The sequence below is a fragment of the Hasllibacter sp. MH4015 genome, from assembly GCF_020177575.1.
Classification (GTDB): Bacteria; Pseudomonadota; Alphaproteobacteria; order Rhodobacterales; family Rhodobacteraceae; genus Gymnodinialimonas.
In genome coordinates, this window is the sequence record NZ_JAHTBK010000001.1 from 1,780,864 (window position 1) to 1,796,821 (window position 15,958).

Annotated in this window: 18 protein-coding genes; 12 read left to right on the forward strand and 6 right to left on the reverse strand. The window is 65.8% G+C overall.

Annotated features, from left to right (window positions below; translation table 11 throughout):
* Positions 1-6: 6 nt before the first annotated feature.
* Positions 7-270 carry a DUF2312 domain-containing protein gene (locus KUW62_RS09170; protein WP_224815181.1) on the reverse strand — a complete coding sequence of 88 codons (264 nt, stop codon included), beginning with the start codon at positions 268-270 and terminating at the stop codon, positions 7-9.
* Between the two features lie 129 nt (positions 271-399).
* On the opposite strand from KUW62_RS09170, the gene KUW62_RS09175 reads away from it, so the two are divergent.
* Positions 400-615 (forward strand): hypothetical protein, encoded by a 216-nt coding sequence (locus tag KUW62_RS09175; protein WP_224815182.1) that lies wholly within the window; start codon positions 400-402, stop codon positions 613-615.
* Between the two features lie 99 nt (positions 616-714).
* Positions 715-2,517, forward strand: a complete 1,803-nt coding sequence (gene ggt / locus KUW62_RS09180; RefSeq protein WP_224815183.1) for a gamma-glutamyltransferase — start codon at positions 715-717, stop codon at positions 2,515-2,517.
* A gap of 120 nt (positions 2,518-2,637) precedes the next feature.
* On the opposite strand, the gene KUW62_RS09185 is transcribed toward ggt, so the two are convergent.
* A complete protein-coding gene (locus tag KUW62_RS09185; protein WP_224815184.1) occupies positions 2,638-3,162 on the reverse strand; it encodes an ester cyclase in 525 nt (174 codons plus the stop codon).
* 87 nt (positions 3,163-3,249) lie between these two features.
* Positions 3,250-4,299, reverse strand: a complete 1,050-nt coding sequence (locus KUW62_RS09190) for an ABC transporter ATP-binding protein (RefSeq protein WP_224815185.1) — start codon at positions 4,297-4,299, stop codon at positions 3,250-3,252.
* A 109-nt stretch (positions 4,300-4,408) separates the two neighbouring features.
* Here KUW62_RS09190 and KUW62_RS09195 point away from each other — a divergent pair, with 109 nt between their 5' ends.
* From KUW62_RS09195 to KUW62_RS09210, 4 genes are all read left to right on the forward strand, one after another.
* Complete coding sequence (locus KUW62_RS09195; protein ID WP_224815186.1) at positions 4,409-5,380, forward strand: ester cyclase; 972 nt, start codon at positions 4,409-4,411, stop codon at positions 5,378-5,380.
* Positions 5,381-5,455: 75 nt separating this feature from the next.
* Positions 5,456-5,890, forward strand: coding sequence for a TIGR01244 family sulfur transferase (locus tag KUW62_RS09200; RefSeq protein WP_224815187.1), 435 nt, complete (start codon positions 5,456-5,458; stop codon positions 5,888-5,890).
* A 28-nt stretch (positions 5,891-5,918) separates the two neighbouring features.
* Positions 5,919-6,800 carry a DMT family transporter gene (locus tag KUW62_RS09205; protein ID WP_224815188.1) on the forward strand — a complete coding sequence of 294 codons (882 nt, stop codon included), beginning with the start codon at positions 5,919-5,921 and terminating at the stop codon, positions 6,798-6,800.
* Between the two features lie 3 nt (positions 6,801-6,803).
* Positions 6,804-7,727 (forward strand): lysophospholipid acyltransferase family protein, encoded by a 924-nt coding sequence (locus KUW62_RS09210; RefSeq protein ID WP_224815189.1) that lies wholly within the window; start codon positions 6,804-6,806, stop codon positions 7,725-7,727.
* Positions 7,728-7,730: 3 nt separating this feature from the next.
* On the opposite strand, the gene KUW62_RS09215 is transcribed toward KUW62_RS09210, so the two are convergent.
* Positions 7,731-8,435 (reverse strand): thioredoxin family protein, encoded by a 705-nt coding sequence (locus KUW62_RS09215; RefSeq protein ID WP_224815190.1) that lies wholly within the window; start codon positions 8,433-8,435, stop codon positions 7,731-7,733.
* Between the two features lie 124 nt (positions 8,436-8,559).
* Positions 8,560-9,009, reverse strand: a complete 450-nt coding sequence (locus KUW62_RS09220; protein ID WP_224815191.1) for an isoprenylcysteine carboxylmethyltransferase family protein — start codon at positions 9,007-9,009, stop codon at positions 8,560-8,562.
* A 79-nt stretch (positions 9,010-9,088) separates the two neighbouring features.
* On the opposite strand from KUW62_RS09220, the gene KUW62_RS09225 reads away from it, so the two are divergent.
* Positions 9,089-9,682, forward strand: coding sequence for a tyrosine-protein phosphatase (locus KUW62_RS09225; protein ID WP_224815192.1), 594 nt, complete (start codon positions 9,089-9,091; stop codon positions 9,680-9,682).
* A 48-nt stretch (positions 9,683-9,730) separates the two neighbouring features.
* Here KUW62_RS09225 and acnA read toward each other — a convergent pair whose 3' ends face one another.
* Positions 9,731-12,517, reverse strand: coding sequence for an aconitate hydratase AcnA (gene acnA / locus KUW62_RS09230; RefSeq protein WP_224815193.1), 2,787 nt, complete (start codon positions 12,515-12,517; stop codon positions 9,731-9,733).
* Between the two features lie 328 nt (positions 12,518-12,845).
* Between acnA and ccmA the strand changes: the two genes are divergently transcribed.
* The 5 genes from ccmA to KUW62_RS09255 are packed head-to-tail and all read left to right on the forward strand — an operon-like array spanning position 12,846 to position 15,736.
* Positions 12,846-13,466, forward strand: coding sequence for a heme ABC exporter ATP-binding protein CcmA (ccmA, locus tag KUW62_RS09235; RefSeq protein WP_224815194.1), 621 nt, complete (start codon positions 12,846-12,848; stop codon positions 13,464-13,466).
* Complete coding sequence (gene ccmB, locus KUW62_RS09240; protein ID WP_224815195.1) at positions 13,463-14,119, forward strand: heme exporter protein CcmB; 657 nt, start codon at positions 13,463-13,465, stop codon at positions 14,117-14,119. Before ccmA ends, ccmB begins: the two co-directional genes overlap by 4 nt.
* 38 nt (positions 14,120-14,157) lie before the next feature.
* Positions 14,158-14,922 (forward strand): heme ABC transporter permease, encoded by a 765-nt coding sequence (locus KUW62_RS09245; protein ID WP_224815196.1) that lies wholly within the window; start codon positions 14,158-14,160, stop codon positions 14,920-14,922.
* Positions 14,919-15,140, forward strand: coding sequence for a heme exporter protein CcmD (gene ccmD / locus KUW62_RS09250; protein ID WP_224815197.1), 222 nt, complete (start codon positions 14,919-14,921; stop codon positions 15,138-15,140). The genes KUW62_RS09245 and ccmD overlap by 4 nt, the downstream gene beginning before the upstream one ends.
* A complete protein-coding gene (locus tag KUW62_RS09255) occupies positions 15,137-15,736 on the forward strand; it encodes a DsbE family thiol:disulfide interchange protein (protein WP_224815198.1) in 600 nt (199 codons plus the stop codon). Before ccmD ends, KUW62_RS09255 begins: the two co-directional genes overlap by 4 nt.
* The last annotated feature ends 222 nt before the right edge of the window (positions 15,737-15,958 follow it).

Consider the following 15,958-nt stretch of genomic DNA (forward strand, 5'->3'; position numbering starts at 1 on the left):
CCGCGCTCAATGCATGCCGAGCGCTTCCTTGTACATCTCCAGCACGGCCTCTTCCTCGGCGATATCGTCGGGCTCGCGCTTGCGCAGGGCGATGACCTTGCGGATCACCTTGGTGTCGTAGCCGCGTGATTTCGCCTCCGCCATGACCTCCTTCTGCTGGTCGGCGAGGTCCTTCTTCTCCACCTCCAACCGCTCGAAACGCTCGATGAATTGGCGCAGCTCGTCAGCGGTCACGCGATAGCTGTCGGGGCGGTCCTGGTTGTCGTCCATCACTTGGGCCTCATGCTCGAAAAATCCGGGTCAATTGGCCCCTGCGATACCGGGGCCACGCGCGGCCTGCAAGCCTTGCGCCACGGCGCGCGCCCGCTATGGTCGCGGCGCAGGCAGATGGGGAACGCTATGGGTTGGCTGGTTTGGACGGGGACGGCACTCGCGGGCATCGGGATCGCGATCCTGTGCTACTGCATCTACGCCGCGATGGCAGCGAAACGCGCGGGCCTCGACGATGCGGAGATCCGCGAGCGCCTGCAAAAGATCGTCGCGATCAACATGGGCGGACTTCTGGTGGCGGTGCTCGGCCTGATGTGCGTGATCCTTGGCGTGTTCCTCGGCTGATCCCGGCTGATTTGCCGCCTGCCGCCAAGGCCCGCTTTACTTTGCGTCTCCGTCGGCCATCGTGATCGGGGTCTGCCCCTGATCGCCGGAGTTCTCCCCATGCGCGCTGCCCTACCCCTTCTTCTTGCGGCCCTGTTCGTGCCGCTGCACGCCCTTGCCCAACAAACCGCGGATACCGTCGCGCCCGAAGCCGCAACCGCGACCGGCACGCTCGTCCTGTCGGACCGCGCCCAAGCGGCGCTCGATGCGCGCAATGCGGGCGACCCCGTCGTCGCACAGGACTGGATGGTCGTCGCCGCAAATCCCTTGGCGGTGGAGGCTGGTGCAGATGTGCTGGCCGCCGGTGGCACCGCCGCGGACGCCATGGTCGCGGTCCAGGCCGTGCTGGGTCTGGTGGAGCCGCAAAGCTCGGGCCTGGGCGGTGGAGCCTTCCTCGTCTGGTTTGATGCCGAAACCGGCGCGCTCACCACGCTCGACGGCCGTGAAACCGCGCCTCTTGCCGTCACGCCGACCCTGTTCCAGAACGATAGCGGTGAACCGCTTGGCTTCTGGGATGCGGTGGTTGGTGGGCTCTCCGTCGGCACGCCCGGCACGCCACGCCTGATGGAGGAGGCGCATCGCCGCTGGGGACAGGCCAATTGGGGCGATCTGCTGGATCCCGCCATCACGCTGGCCGAAGACGGCTTCAACGTCTCTCCCCGCCTTGCAGGGGCCATCGCCAACGACGCTGACCGGCTCGGCACCTTCCCGGCCACCGCCGCCTACTTCCTGCCCGACGGCGCGCCCCTGTCGGAAGGGGCGCTTTTGCAAAACGTGGCCTATGCCGAAACCCTGCGGGAGATGCAGCGCCGCGGCGCGGATGCCATCTACCATGGCCCCATCGCGGAAGGCATCGTCGCAACCGTGCGTGATGCGGAGGGCAATCCCGGCCTGCTCAGCCTGCGCGATCTCGCCGTCTACGAGGTGATCGAGCGTCCCGCCGTTTGCGCCGTCTATCGCGGCATGGATGTCTGCGGCATGGGCCCGCCCTCTTCCGGCGCGCTCACCGTGGGCCAAATCCTGGGCATCGTGGACAATTTCGCCCTCGACGATCCGACCAACGCCGATGAATGGCGCCTGATCGGCGATGCGTCCCGTCTCGCCTTCGCGGATCGTGGCCGCTATATGGCCGACAGCGATTACGTGCCCATGCCCACCGAAGGTCTGGTCGACCCGTCCTACCTGGAAGAACGCGCACAGCTCATCGAAGGCGACCGCCTCGATCCCGGCATGGCCCTGCCCGAGGTCGCCCCCGGCAATCCCGCCTGGGACCACGCGCAGCTTTGGGGCGACGATCAAAGCCTCGAATTCCCTTCAACCTCCCACATCTCCATCGTCGACAGCTACGGCAACGTGCTGAGCATGACGACGACAATCGAAAACGGCTTCGGTTCGCGCCTGATGGCGCCGGGTGGTTTCCTGCTCAACAACGAGCTGACCGATTTCAGCTTCCGCACCCATTCCGACGGCTTGCCCATCGCAAATAGGGTGGAGCCGGGCAAACGCCCCCGGTCGTCGATGTCGCCCACCATCGTGATGCAGGACGGCGCGCCGATCATGGCCATCGGATCACCGGGCGGCAGCCGCATCATCGGCTACGTCGCCACAACGCTCATCGCCCATTACGATTGGGGCCTCGACATCCAAGATGCCATCGCCCTGCCCCATGCGGTCAACCGCTTCGGCACCTACGACCTGGAAGAAGGCACCGAGGCGGAGGCGCTGGCCCCCGAGCTGGAGGCGATGGGATACGAGGTCAATATCCGCGGCCTGAATTCCGGCCTGCACGCCATTGCGATCACGCCTGACGGGTTGATGGGGGGCGCCGATCCCCGCCGCGAAGGCATCGCGCTGGGGCAATAGATCCCGCCCTCTTTGCTTCGAAAATACCTCGGGGGGGCGTGTGGCCCCCTCGGGGGCCACATGCGGGGGCAGCGCCCCCCGAAATACCAATGAGAATGCGGCGCAAGCTGCTCCGCTCGATCAGGGCGCGGGTGGCGTCTTCGTGCCGTCGTCATAGGCTTCCCAGCCTTCGCCCGCGAACACGTCCACCCCCAGTTGCGCCAGCACGTCCGGGAAATCGACCATCACGTAATTGTCGACGATCTTACCATCCACGACCTTCCAGAAATCCATGTAGCGGATGGTCACCCGCTTGCCGGTGGGGGCCACGCCCATGAAGGCGCCGGAATGCGTCGCCTCCTGCCGCCCGAAGGCCGCCGCCCATTCGCCCATGTAAAGCCGCGCCTCGTCCACGCAGGTCTTGTCGGAAAACGCGGCCTGGAACGGCTTTTGCCAATTGTCCTGAAACGCCCGCAGCCCGTCCTTGGTGCCGCACCCGCGATTGCCCATCCAGCGGAACCCTTCGGCGAAGAACTCCCCGATATCCGCGATGCGGTGGTCGTTGAGGCCATCGACCATCCCCTCGATCACGGCGCGGGTGGCGTCGGTCTTGCTCATGTCGGTGTCGCGCGTCAGCACGGCCTGTTCGGGGCGGCTTCCCTTCATCGCGGCTCTCCTCTCCTGTTTGGGTTCACGAAAAAGGACGCGCCCCGGTCAAGGTGACGCGCCCGTTTGGATGTCCTTCGACCCGGATCAGGCGATCCGCTGGCCCGTTTCGGCATCGAACAGATGGGTGATCCCGTCCGGCAGCGCGATGCCCACCGGCTCACCGATCTTGGCGCGGTAATCCTTGGGGGCCTTCACGGCCACCAGCGCACCACCGGCGCGCAGCGTGACCATGGTTGCGTCGCCCAGAAGTTCCATCGAATAGACCGGCGCGTTGATCGCACCCTGCCCGGCCCCCGTGACGGATGCATCCTCCGCCCGGAAGCCCAGTGTCACCTTACCCGCCGCCGCCGACAGGCCGCTCACCTCGACATTGTCGCCGCGGAACGTGCCGTCGGTCACTTCGCCTTCCATCAGGTTCATCGCGGGGGAACCGATGAAGCCCGCCACGAACGTATTTGCGGGATTGTCGTAGATATCCGTGGGGGTGCCCACCTGCTGCACGATGCCCGCCTTCATCACGACGACGCGGTCGGCCAGGGTCATCGCCTCGATCTGGTCGTGGGTCACGTAGATCGTCGTGACCTTCAACTCATGGCTGAGGTTCTTGATCTGCGCCCGGGTGCTGACCCGCAGCTTCGCATCAAGATTGGACAGCGGCTCGTCCATCAGGAACACCTGCGGCTCCCGCACAATCGCGCGGGCCAGTGCCACGCGCTGGCGTTGACCGCCCGACAGGGCAGCGGGCTTGCGGTGCATGAAGTCTTCCAACTCCACCATCGCGGCCGCACGGGCCACCCGCTCCTCGTGTTCGCTCTCGGGGACTTTGCGCACTTTGAGGGGGAAGCGGATGTTCTCCCATACCGTCATGTTCGGGTAGAGGCCGTAGCTCTGGAACACCATCGCCACGTCGCGGTCCTTGGGGTCAAGCGTCGTGACCTCCCGGTCGCCGATCCAGATTTCCCCGTCGGTGGGATCTTCCAGCCCCGCGATCATCCGCATGGTCGTGGTCTTGCCGCAGCCCGAAGGCCCAAGCAGCACCAAGAATTCCTGATCCGCGATATCGAGGTGGAAATCATCCACGCCGATGAAATTTCCCCAGCGCTTCGTGACGTGGTTCAACTTGATCTGTGCCATGGCGCGCGCCCCTTCCCCCGTGAGTGTCCTTGCGCCATCTAGACAGCCGCCCCGTCTTGACGCAAGGGTTTTGCATAGGATTGCAAAAATACCGGAAGACGGAGGTCCCATGCGGGATTTGCAGCAAGACGGCGCGATGGTGCGGGCGCACCTGGATGCGCTGGCCAAGGGTGCCCCGGTCGCGGATGCCTTCGCCCCGGACGCACAGGCGTGGTTGCCGCATCCCTGGCACGGGGCGCGCGGCCACGCGGCGTTGAGCGCCTTTTACGCCGCCCTGACCGACGCCCTGCCCGATGCCGAATGGCGGCCCGAGATCGTGCTCGCGGGCGAAAACCATCCCGATGCACGCACGCAAGAGACGCGCTACTCCCCCCTCGTGGGTGCGCTCGGCCATTGGCAGGGCACGTTCACCCGCCCGCTTCTGGGCATTCCGCCCACCGGCGGGGTCGTCCATCTTCGGATATGCGAGGTGCATCACCTCAACTCTGACGGGTGTATCGCGCACAGCTGGATTCTGCCCGACCTCATCGACCTGATGGACCAGGCCGGCTGCTATCCCCTGCCGCCCATGAAGGGGGCGCGCGGCATGTGGCCGGGCCCCAGGGGCGGGGGCGGCATCCGCAGCGGGCCCGTCGATGCGGCGGGCGGCGCGCGCGCCATGGCGCAGGTCCTCGACATGCACCAGGCGCTGGGGATCGGCGCCGACATCTCGAACGTCCCCATGCACCATTGGCATCCCGATTTCATGTATTACGCGGCCGCCGGTATCGGCATGTGCCGGGGCGTGGAAGGGTTTCGCCGCAACCATCAGGCGCCGTTCCGCTCCGCCCTGCCCGACCGCCGCTCCCGCGGGCATTTCGTACGCATCGCCGACGGGGATTTCGCCCTGACCGGCGGGCTGCTCTATGCGACCCATACCGGCGAATACCTGGGCATTCCCGCCACCGGGCGGGCCGTGTCGTTCATGGTGATGGATTTCTACCATTTCGACAGCGACGGCCTCATCGCGGAGAATTGGTTGCCCTTCGACATCCTCGGCCTCGCCCACCAATTGGGGGTCGACCTGTTGCCCGGCCCGTAACGCGCCCTTCCCCTCCGCCCGCGTTTGGGGCAGTTTGCCGCCAGTCCCGTCCCGCCAATCCGGAGCCCTCGCCCCATGGACCTTCGCCAGATCACCGACACCTATTCCGTCACCCCGCAAATCGCGCCCTCCGACGTGGCCGCGCTTGCCGCGATGGGTGTGAAGACCCTGATCTGCAACCGGCCCGACATGGAAAACCCGCCCGAATTGCAGGCCGCCGCGATCCAGGCCCAGGCGGAGGCCCATGGCATCGCGTATGTCTACAACCCGTTCCAGGGCCACACGATGACCCAGGACCACGTGGACGAACAGGCCGATGCAATCGAAGGCTCCGAAGGGCCGGTGGTGGCCTATTGCGCGTCGGGCAACCGGTCCACCGTGGTCTGGGGCTTCGGAGTCGCGGGCCAGGTCCCGGTGGACGAGATCGTGGCCATCGGCACCTCCCACGGCTATCCGTTCGATCAGCTGCGCCCGGCGCTGGAAGCCGCCGCCGCGCGCAACACCGCGTGACCGCAACATACCCGCGACACCCGCTCCGATGACGCGGTTTTCCCCGACCATGCAGGGCATCGTCCTGATGATCACCGCGATCTTCCTGTTCTCGGCGATGGATGCGATTGCCAAGGCCCTCATGGCGCGGTTCGACGTGATCCAGGTCGTCTGGGCGCGCTATGCGGGGCAGATGGTCGTGGTGGCGATCCTGCTTCTGCCACGCCTGCCCACCCTGATCCGGACGCGGCATATCGGGTTGCAGCTTCTGCGCTCGGCCTTCCTGTTCTCGGCCACGTGGTGCTTTTTCACGTCGCTTTCGTTCATCGACCTCGCGGCAGCCACGGCGGTGATGAATATCCACCCGGTGATCCTCACCCTCGGTGCGGCGCTGATCCTGCGCGAACGCCTTGGCCCGCGCCGCATCATCGCGATCCTCGTGGCGCTCCTCGGGGCGCTGATCATCATCCGCCCCGGGGCCGACGTGGTGTCTTGGTCGTCCCTCCTGCCGCTTCTGGCGGGGTTCTTTTATGCGTCCTACAGCCTGACCACCCGGTTCTTGGGGCGGGACGAGCCGATCCTGACCTCGTTCCTCTATACCGCCCTGATCGGCACCTGCGCGGCGACATTCCTGACCCTGCCCGCCTGGCAGGCCCCCGCCGCATCCGATTGGGCGGTCTTCCTTGGCCTCGGCATCGTGGGGGCGGCGGGGCAGTTCTGCCTGATCCGCGCGCTGACCGTGGCGGAGGCGGGCGCAGTGGCGCCCTTCGGTTATTCCGGGGTGATCTTTTCCACCTTCTGGGGACTGGTCGCATTCGGCGAGGTTCCCGATGCCACCATGCTGCTCGGCGCGCTTGTGATCGTGGGGGCCGGTGTCTATGTCTGGCACCGCGAAACCCGCCTCGACCCGTCCCCTGCCAGCGGAGCCTGAGCCATGTCACAGAACGGCAGACGCCCTTCCGACTGGATGGTGGACCGTCTGTGGCGCGCCCTGATCTGGCTGGCCCTGCGCCTGCCGCATCGGACCCGCGTTCGGGCCATGGGTTGGGTTTTCGCCCGTATCGTCGGCCCGCTTTCCGGTCGCAAGGCACAGGCATTGCAGAACCTCGCACTGGTCTGGCCCGACATGCCGCAGGCGGAAATGCAACGCATCACCGTGGCCGTCCTCGACAATGTGGGGCGCGTCGTGATGGAGAATTACGCGACCGAGGACCAGATGGCGCGCGCCGCCGATTGGACGCCGAGTGGCCCCGGTTGGGCGGCGGCGGAAGAAGCGCGCGCGGCCGGGCGCCCCGTCCTCTTCATTTCGGGCCATTACGGGAATTACCAGGCCGGGCGCGCGGCACTCAATACCCGCGGCTACCGGATGGGCGGCCTCTATCGTCCGCTCAACAACGACTATCTCAACGACCATTACATCGCCACGATCGAGAATGTGGGCGGCGGGGCCTTTACCAAGGACCGGCGCGGCATGTCGGGCTTCGTCCGGCACCTGAAATCAGGCGCGCAGGGCGCGATCCTGATCGACCAATACGTGTTCGAGGGGACGTTGATGGAGTTTCTCGGCCACCCCGCGCCAACCTCGCTGGCGGCGGCGGAAATGGCCCTGAAATTCGATGCGCTCCTGATCCCGATCTATTCCACGCGACTTGAAAACGGCCTTGATTTCGCGGTGGAGTTGGAGGAGCCGATCCCCCACACCGATGCCCGGACCATGACGCAGGCCCTTAACGACAGCCTTGCCGCGCGGATCCGCGCAAAGCCCGAGCAATGGTTCTGGGTCCACAACCGGTGGAAACCGGAGCAGGCGGCGTATTTCGCGCATCTGGCCGAGGGCACCGACCGCGCGACGCTCTGATCGTCAGTCGAGCCTTGCCGCGCCCAGGATCGCGCCGTGGCCATCGGCCTGCACGATCACCACGTGGGGCATGTCGCCGGTGGGCATCACCTGCGCCTCGAAGGGGGTGGCCCCGGACCAATCCGACACGACCTGCCAACTGCGCACGATATTGTGGTAATCGACCGTCAGCCCCGCATTCTCGCCGCGCGTGATCTCCACCACCTCGTGGGGTGAATAGGTGACGACCTGCACGACCATCTGTGGCGCGGTGCCGTCGCCGACCCAGACCGCCTGCACCTGCCACCCGTCGCCGGTGGGGGTCGCGTCGACGTCAACCGGGTCGGGCTGCGCCATATGGGCGGCGATCAGGTCCGCCACCTCCATCGCGCGCGTGCCGATCACGTGGTCGACGCCACCAATGACCATCTGTGGGGTGTAGACGACCGTCGATCCGGCCGCGTGGCCGTAATAATGCTGCCGCTCGGTCAGTTGCGGGGTGGCAAACGTGTCTTCCCAGCCGATGTAGTCCCAGTAATTCACGTGCAGCGCCAGGGCGATCACGTCCTCCCGTTCGGCCAACTGCCCCAGCAGATCATCGGCGGGCGGGCAGGACGAACAGCCCTGCGACGTGAACAGCTCCAACACCACCGGACCATCGGCCAGGGCCGGCGCGCCCACCCCAAGGCCCGCCCCGAAAGCGGCGATCAAAGCCAGTCTATTGCGCATGTGCCATCGTCCAAACATGTGTCCCTCGGGTGCCAGACCTAGTGCATCGTGCGGGCCAAGGCCAATCAAGCGTTTGCGAGGGGATGTGACAAGCCGACGGCATCGGCACGGGCAAATCCCCCCCTCACAACCAGCGGCGCGTCTCGGCCAGGTATCTCTGCGCCTCCGCCCCAAAGGCCGCGCGCAGGGCCGCTTCCTCGGGGCGCGCGAAGCGCCGCGTCAGGATCAACAGGAGCGCCGGCGGCAACAGGATCGGGCTCAACGCGCCCATCCACAGGACCTGCCCCGTCAGGATAAACACCATGCCAAGGTAGATCGGATTGCGGCTGACGGTGTAGGGGCCTTCCACGATCAGGGTGCCCGGGGTGTGATGGGGCTCGATCGTGGTCTTCTTCTTCCAGAACCAATAGGCGGCCCAGAAAATCAGGACGACACCCACCACGCCCATCGCCATACCCAGAACACTGACCAGCGCATCGCGCGCCTCGTAGAGCGGTACGAACCGGGCAAGGACCCAGGCCAACGCCATGAAGCCCACAAGCCATATCGGCGGAAGATCCGGAAACCCCTTCATCGCCCGCACTCTGGCCACAGGGGCCGCCTGCGCGCAACCCCGCTGGACGGACCAACGTGCCGCGTGATACCGCCCGGCCATGATCGCCCTGCCCCCCTTCTCCGCCGCGAAAACCTTGCGCCATTACTGGCTGGCCGATCACGGATTGCTGCGCACGGTCTGGACCAATTTCCACAAGCTCGATGACGACGTCTGGCGCCACAACCATCCCAGCCCCGCGCGGCTTGCGCAGTTACAGGCAATGGGCGCGCGATCCGTTCTGTCGCTGCGCGGCCACCATTCCCTGCCCGCCAAGATTGAGGCTGCCGCCTGCGCCGAGTTGGGGCTTGAGCTGCGCAGTGTGGAGATGCAGGCGACGCGCTTGTCCATCCCTTCGGTGTTCCTCGACATGCTCGACGCAATGCGCGAGCTGCCCAGACCCATGGTGATCCATTGCAAATCTGGGTCCGACCGGACGGGGCTGGCCTCTGCCATATACCTGCACGTCTTCCGTGACGTGCCGATGGATCAGGCCCGCGCACAACTGGCCCCGCGCTATGCCCACAATCCCTTTGGCCGGGCGCGCATCCTTTACCGCCTGCTCGATGCCTATAGCGCGGCCCATGACGCGACCGGGATCGGCTTCGAGGAATGGGTGCGCACGCAATACGACCCCGCCGCCCTCTCCGCCTGAACGAAAACGGGGCGCCCGAAGGCGCCCCGCGTCAGCGCATAAGTCCGATTATTCCGCCGCGATCGGCTGGTCTTCCCGGGCAAGATTGCGCAACACATAATGGAGCACGCCGCCGTTCTCGATATATTCGATCTCAACGCCCGTATCGATCCGGCATTTCAGCGTGATCTCCTTGGTGGAGCCGTCGCCCATCGTGATCGTGCAAGGTACTTCGGCCAAGGGCGTCACGCTGTCGAGCCCGTGGATCGACACCGTCTCATCCCCCTTCAGACCCAACGTCTTGCGTGTATCGCCATTGGTGAACTCGAAGGGGATCACGCCCATACCCACAAGGTTGCTCCGGTGAATGCGCTCGAAGCTCTCGGCGATCACCGCCTTCACGCCCAGAAGGTTCGTGCCCTTTGCCGCCCAGTCGCGGCTGGAGCCTGCGCCATACTGCTCGCCCCCGAAAATCACGAGCGGCGTGCCGTTTTCCATATGGGCCATGGCCGCGTCGAAGATCGACGTCTGCTCGCCGTCCGGTCCGAGCGTGTAGCCGCCCTCGGCCCCGTCCAGCATCTCGTTCTTGATGCGGATATTGGCGAAAGTCCCGCGCATCATCACCTCGTGGTTGCCCCGGCGGGAGCCGTAGGAGTTGAACTCCCGCACCGGCACCTGACGCTCCACCAGATACTGCCCGGCGGGATGCGATTCCTTGAACGATCCGGCCGGCGAGATGTGGTCGGTGGTAATCATGTCCCCCAGCAGGGCCAGCACCTTGGCCCCTTCGATATTCTCGATCTGCTTGGTGTCCATCGTCATGCCCTGGAAATAGGGCGGGTTCTGGATGTAGGTCGAGGTTGCGGGCCAGTCATAGGTCTCCTGCTGCGGTACCTCCACGCCCTGCCACTTCTCGTCGCCCTCGAAGACGGAGGCGTATTTCTCCTGGAAACTCTCGCGCGTGACCGTCTCTTCCACCAATTCCGCGATTTCCTGCGTGGTGGGCCAGATATCCTTCAGGAAGACGTCGTTGCCGTCCTTGTCCTGCCCCAGCGGATCTTTCGTGATATCGATATTCATGTCACCGGCCAGCGCATAGGCCACGACAAGCGGCGGCGAGGCGAGGTAGTTGGCGCGCACGTCGGGCGAAATGCGCCCCTCGAAGTTGCGGTTGCCCGACAGGACGGAGGTGGCGATGATGTCGCCTTTGTTGATCGCCTCTGACAGTTCCTTCTGGATCGGGCCGGAATTGCCGATGCAGGTCGTGCAGCCATAACCCACAAGGTTGAAGCCGATGGCGTCCAGATCGTCCTGCAACTCGGCGGCTTCCAGATAGGCCGACACCACCTGGGACCCCGGTGCCAGCGACGTCTTGACCCAGGGCTTCCGGGTCAGGCCCAGCGCGCGGGCTTTGCGGGCCACAAGACCCGCGCCGATCATCACGTAGGGGTTGGACGTATTGGTGCACGATGTGATCGAGGCGATGACGATCGTGCCGTCGTGGATCGTGTAATCCTCCCCCTCGACCTTCGCACGCTTGTGCTTGCCGATATCGCCGGGGATGTCGCGCGGGGCCTGGGCGCCGCCTTCCCCGTACCACTCGGCCTTCTCCTCCTGATCCGCCGACCATTCGGGACGCTGGCCGGAGATGTATTCACCGAACACCTTGGCCGCATCGGTCAGCGCCACGTAATCCTGTGGCCGCTTGGGGCCGGAGATTGCGGGCACGATGGTCCCCATGTCCAGGTGCAGCGTGTCGGTATAAACGGGCGCGTAGTCCGCGTCGCGCCAGAAGCCGTTTTCCTTGGCGTAGGCCTCGACCAGCGCGATGCGGTCCTCGTCGCGGCCCGTGGTGCGCAGGTAGCGAAGGGTCTCGCCATCGATGGGGAAGAAACCACAGGTCGCGCCGTATTCCGGCGCCATGTTGGCGATGGTCGCGCGGTCGGCCAGCGGCAGCGTGTCGAGGCCCTTGCCGTAGAATTCCACGAATTTGCCCACCACGCCACGCTCGCGCAGCATCTCCACGACCTTCAGCACAAGGTCCGTACCGGTCGTTCCTTCCATCATCTGGCCCGTCAGCTCGAAGCCGACGACTTCCGGGATCAGCATGGAGATCGGCTGGCCCAGCATCGCGGCCTCGGCCTCGATACCGCCCACGCCCCAGCCAAGAACCGCCGCGCCGTTGACCATCGTCGTGTGGCTGTCCGTGCCCACAAGCGTGTCGGGATACGCCACGTCTTCGCCATTCTGGTCCGTATCGGTCCAGACGGTCTGCGCCAGGTATTCCAGGTTCACCTGGTGGCAGATGCCGGTGCCGGGGGGGACGACGCGGAAATTGTTGAACGCGGTCTGGCCCCATTTCAGGAACGTGTACCGCTCCATGTTCCGCTCATATTCGCGGTCCACGTTCATCTGGAACGCGCGCGGGTTGCCGAACTCGTCGATCATGACGGAATGGTCGATGACCAGATCCACCGGGTTCAGCGGGTTGATCTTCTGCGGGTCGCCCCCCAGAGCCTTGATCCCGTCGCGCATCGCGGCGAGGTCCACCACCGCCGGTACGCCGGTGAAATCCTGCATCAGCACACGCGCCGGGCGATAGGCGATCTCGCGCGGGTTCTTGCCGCCCTGGGTCGCCCATTCGCTGAACGCCTTGATGTCATCCACCGAAACGGTCTTGCCGTCTTCGAACCGCAGCATGTTCTCCAGCACAACCTTCAGTGCCGCGGGCAGTTTGGAGAAATCCCCCAACCCCGCCTCTTCTGCGGCGGCAATGGAATAATAGGCGACCGACTGGTCCCCCACTTTCAGGGTCTTGCGGGTTTTCGAGGAATCGTGGCCAACGGTGATGGGCATGAAATGCGCCTCCTGCTCCGGGTCTAGCTGCGGAATGGGTCTGTCCGTATCTGACGTGCCATCCAATCGGCGGCCCATCAATGGAACAAAACGTCTCGCGGCTTCTGTATGCCATTGCATACCGATTTGGCAAGCCCTCCCCGTATCCCCGCGCCCGCCCCTTCCATGTGCCGAAAATATCCCGGGGGGCGTCGCCCTAGGGCGACGGGGGGCAGCGCCCCCTGCCCGGCCTGCGCCCGGTGCACGTTCGCCGGACGGTCACACGCGACGCGGGTCGCGCCATGCCGCCCCTTCCCCAACCAGGCCAAACCCGCTACCGCTTTGTGCCATGGCGCTCCGTGTCACTGATCTCGCCTGCGCGCGCGGGCCTGCGCAAGTCCTTGCGAATGTGTCCTTTTCCGTCGCGCCGGGGGAGGCTTTGATCCTGCGCGGCCCCAACGGTGCGGGCAAGACCACGCTCCTGCGCACGCTGGCGGGCCTGACCCCGCCGCTGTCGGGCAGCATCGAGCTTGCCGACAACGCCATCGCCTACGCCGCCCATGCGGACGGGTTGAAGGCGCAGTTGAGCGTGGTGGAGAACCTGCGCTTCTGGGCCGGTGTCTTCGGAACACGCGATATCGCCCCTGCCCTCACCGCCTTCGCCCTTGCCCCCCTCTCCGACCGGCCTGCGGGCGAGCTTTCGGCGGGGCAGAAGCGCCGGTTGTCGCTCGCGCGGCTCCTCGTCACCGGCCGCCCGATCTGGGCCCTGGATGAGCCGACCGTGTCGCTCGACGCCGAGAACACCGCCCGTTTCGCGCGCGCGGTCGACGCGCATCTCTCGGGCGGCGGCTCGGCCATCATCGCCACCCATATCGACCTCGGCCTGTCCGCGTCGCGCAGCCTCGACATCTCGCCCTTCGTGGCCAAGGGTCTCCCCGCCTCCGACCCGTTCGGGGAGGCGCTGTCGTGATCGGCCTCCTCAAACGCGACCTGGCGCTCGCCTTCCGCGCGGGCGGCGGGTTCGGCCTGTCGCTCGCCTTCTTCCTGATCTTCGCGGCGCTCGTCCCCTTCGGGATCGGCCCGGAAACGGGGCGCCTGGCGGAGATCGCGGCGGGCATCCTGTGGCTCGGCGCGCTGCTCGCGTGCCTTCTGTCGCTCGACCGGATCTTCCAGCTCGACTGGGAGGACGGCACCCTCGACCTGCTGGCGACATCCCCGTTGCCCTTGGAAGGCGTGGCCGCGCTCAAGGCCGCCGCCCATTGGATCACGACCGGTTTACCGCTGGTGGTCGCGGCACCCGCGCTCGGGCTTTTGCTCAACCTGCCTGCGCCCGCCTATCCCTGGCTCATCGCGTCCCTCCTTCTCGGCACGCCCGCGCTCAGCGCCATCGGGACGTTCGGCGCGGCCCTGACGGTGGGGGTGAAACGTGGCGGATTGCTGCTTTCCCTATTGGTTCTGCCCCTTTACGTCCCGACGCTCATCCTCGGCGCGCTGGCCGCCACGCGTGGGGCGCAGGGGCTCGATGCCTGGGCGCCGCTCCTGCTCGGTGCGGGGATCACGCTGGCCTGCATCGCGCTTCTGCCCTTTGCCGCCGCCGCCGCGCTCCGCGTCAATCTGCGCTAGCTTTGCGCCAGATCGTCCCATTGTGAGCCCCAATTTCCATGCCTAAGGTCCGCGCCATGTCGTCCTTCTGGGAATACGCGAACCCGCGCCGGTTCATGGCCACGTCCGCCGCGCTTCTGCCGTGGATCGCGGGCGTGGCCGCCCTGTGCCTGTCGGTCGGACTGATCTGGGGCTTTTTCTTCACCCCCAACGATTTCCGCCAGGGCTCTACCGTCAAGATCATCTATATCCACGTCCCCGCCGCCATCATGGCGATCAATGCGTGGCTGATGATGCTGGTGGCCTCGCTTATCTGGGTCATCCGCCGCCACCATGTCTCGGCCCTCGCGGCGAAAGCGGCGGCACCGGTGGGCATGGTGTTCACGCTGATCGCGCTTTTCACCGGGGCGGTCTGGGGGCAGCCGATGTGGGGCACGTGGTGGGAATGGGATCCGCGCCTGACATCGTTCCTGATCCTGTTCCTGTTCTACCTCGGCTATATGGCGCTGTGGGAGGCGATCGAAAATCCCGACCAGGCCGCCGACCTGACCTCCGTTCTTTGCCTCGTGGGGTCGGTCTTCGCCATCCTGTCCCGCTACGCGCTGTTGTTCTGGAACCAGGGCCTACACCAGGGCACGACGGTCAGCACCGTGGGCATCGGGGTGGAGGCGCAGGAAGGCGTGGCGGATGTCTTCGCCTACCCGCTTTTGGTGTCGCTGACGGGGTTCGGGTTCCTTTTCCTCGCGCTCGTCCTCTACCGCACCCGGACGGAGATCCGGGCGCGGCGGGTCAAGGCGCTGATCGCGCAGGAGCGGATGGCATGAACGTCGATCTGGGCCAATACGCGGCTGAAGTCCTGTCGGCCTATGCCGGTACGCTGGCACTTCTGGCACTCCTGCTGATCGGGTCGATCTGGAAAGCGCGCCGCGTCGCCAGACACCTGGCCGACGTGGAAGCACGCCGCGAACGCCCCGTCGTGGGTGCCGAGGATGCCCCGCGCAGCGCCGATCTGGCCATCGATGGCGGAGGGCGCAATCCATGAAGATCAATTGGCTCATGGTCCTGCCGCTGGCGATCACCGCGGGGTTCTTCGGGCTTGCCGGGTGGCAATTGTCGCTCAACCAGGACGGGCTGAGCACGGGCGTCGACACGCAATCCCTGCCCTCGGCCCAGCAGGGCAGCCCGGCCCCGCCCCTCGACCTGGCCCAGTTGCCCGGCACCCCGCTCCTCACCCGAGAGGCGCTGGAGGGCCAGGATCTCGTGATCCTAAATTTCTTCGCGTCGTGGTGCCCGCCTTGCAGGGCTGAACACCCGACTTTGACCGCCTTGGCGGAGGCCGGCGTGCCGCTTTACGGCGTGAATTACCGCGATCAGGAGGGGCAGGCCCTGTCCTTCCTTGAAGAGCTTGGCAATCCCTATGACCTGATCGGCACAGATGTCGCCGCCCGCAATGGCCGCGACTGGGGCGTCGTCGCCATGCCCGAAACCTTCTTCATCGACGGCGACGGCGTGGTGGTCTTGCATTTCCGCGGACCCATCGTGCGCCGATCCCTCGAAAATCAGGTTCGCCCGGCTCTGGAAGAAGCGGGCTATGCGCTTCCCGATCTGCCACCGTTGGACGCTGTGGAAACCAACTGAGCCGTCTTGGGCCGGTCGGTGTCGTTGCAACGCCCGAGACGTACGTTACCAATGTAGAAGGCATGGTAGTCCTGCACGTCCGCAGCCCCATCCTGCGCCGATCCCTCGACAATCAGGTTCGCCCGGCGATGGAGGCGGCAAACTATGCGCGTCCCGACCTTCCGCAATTGGATGCCTTGGAAATAAACCGAGCCCACTGGCTCCTGCCCCGATGGCCGCAGA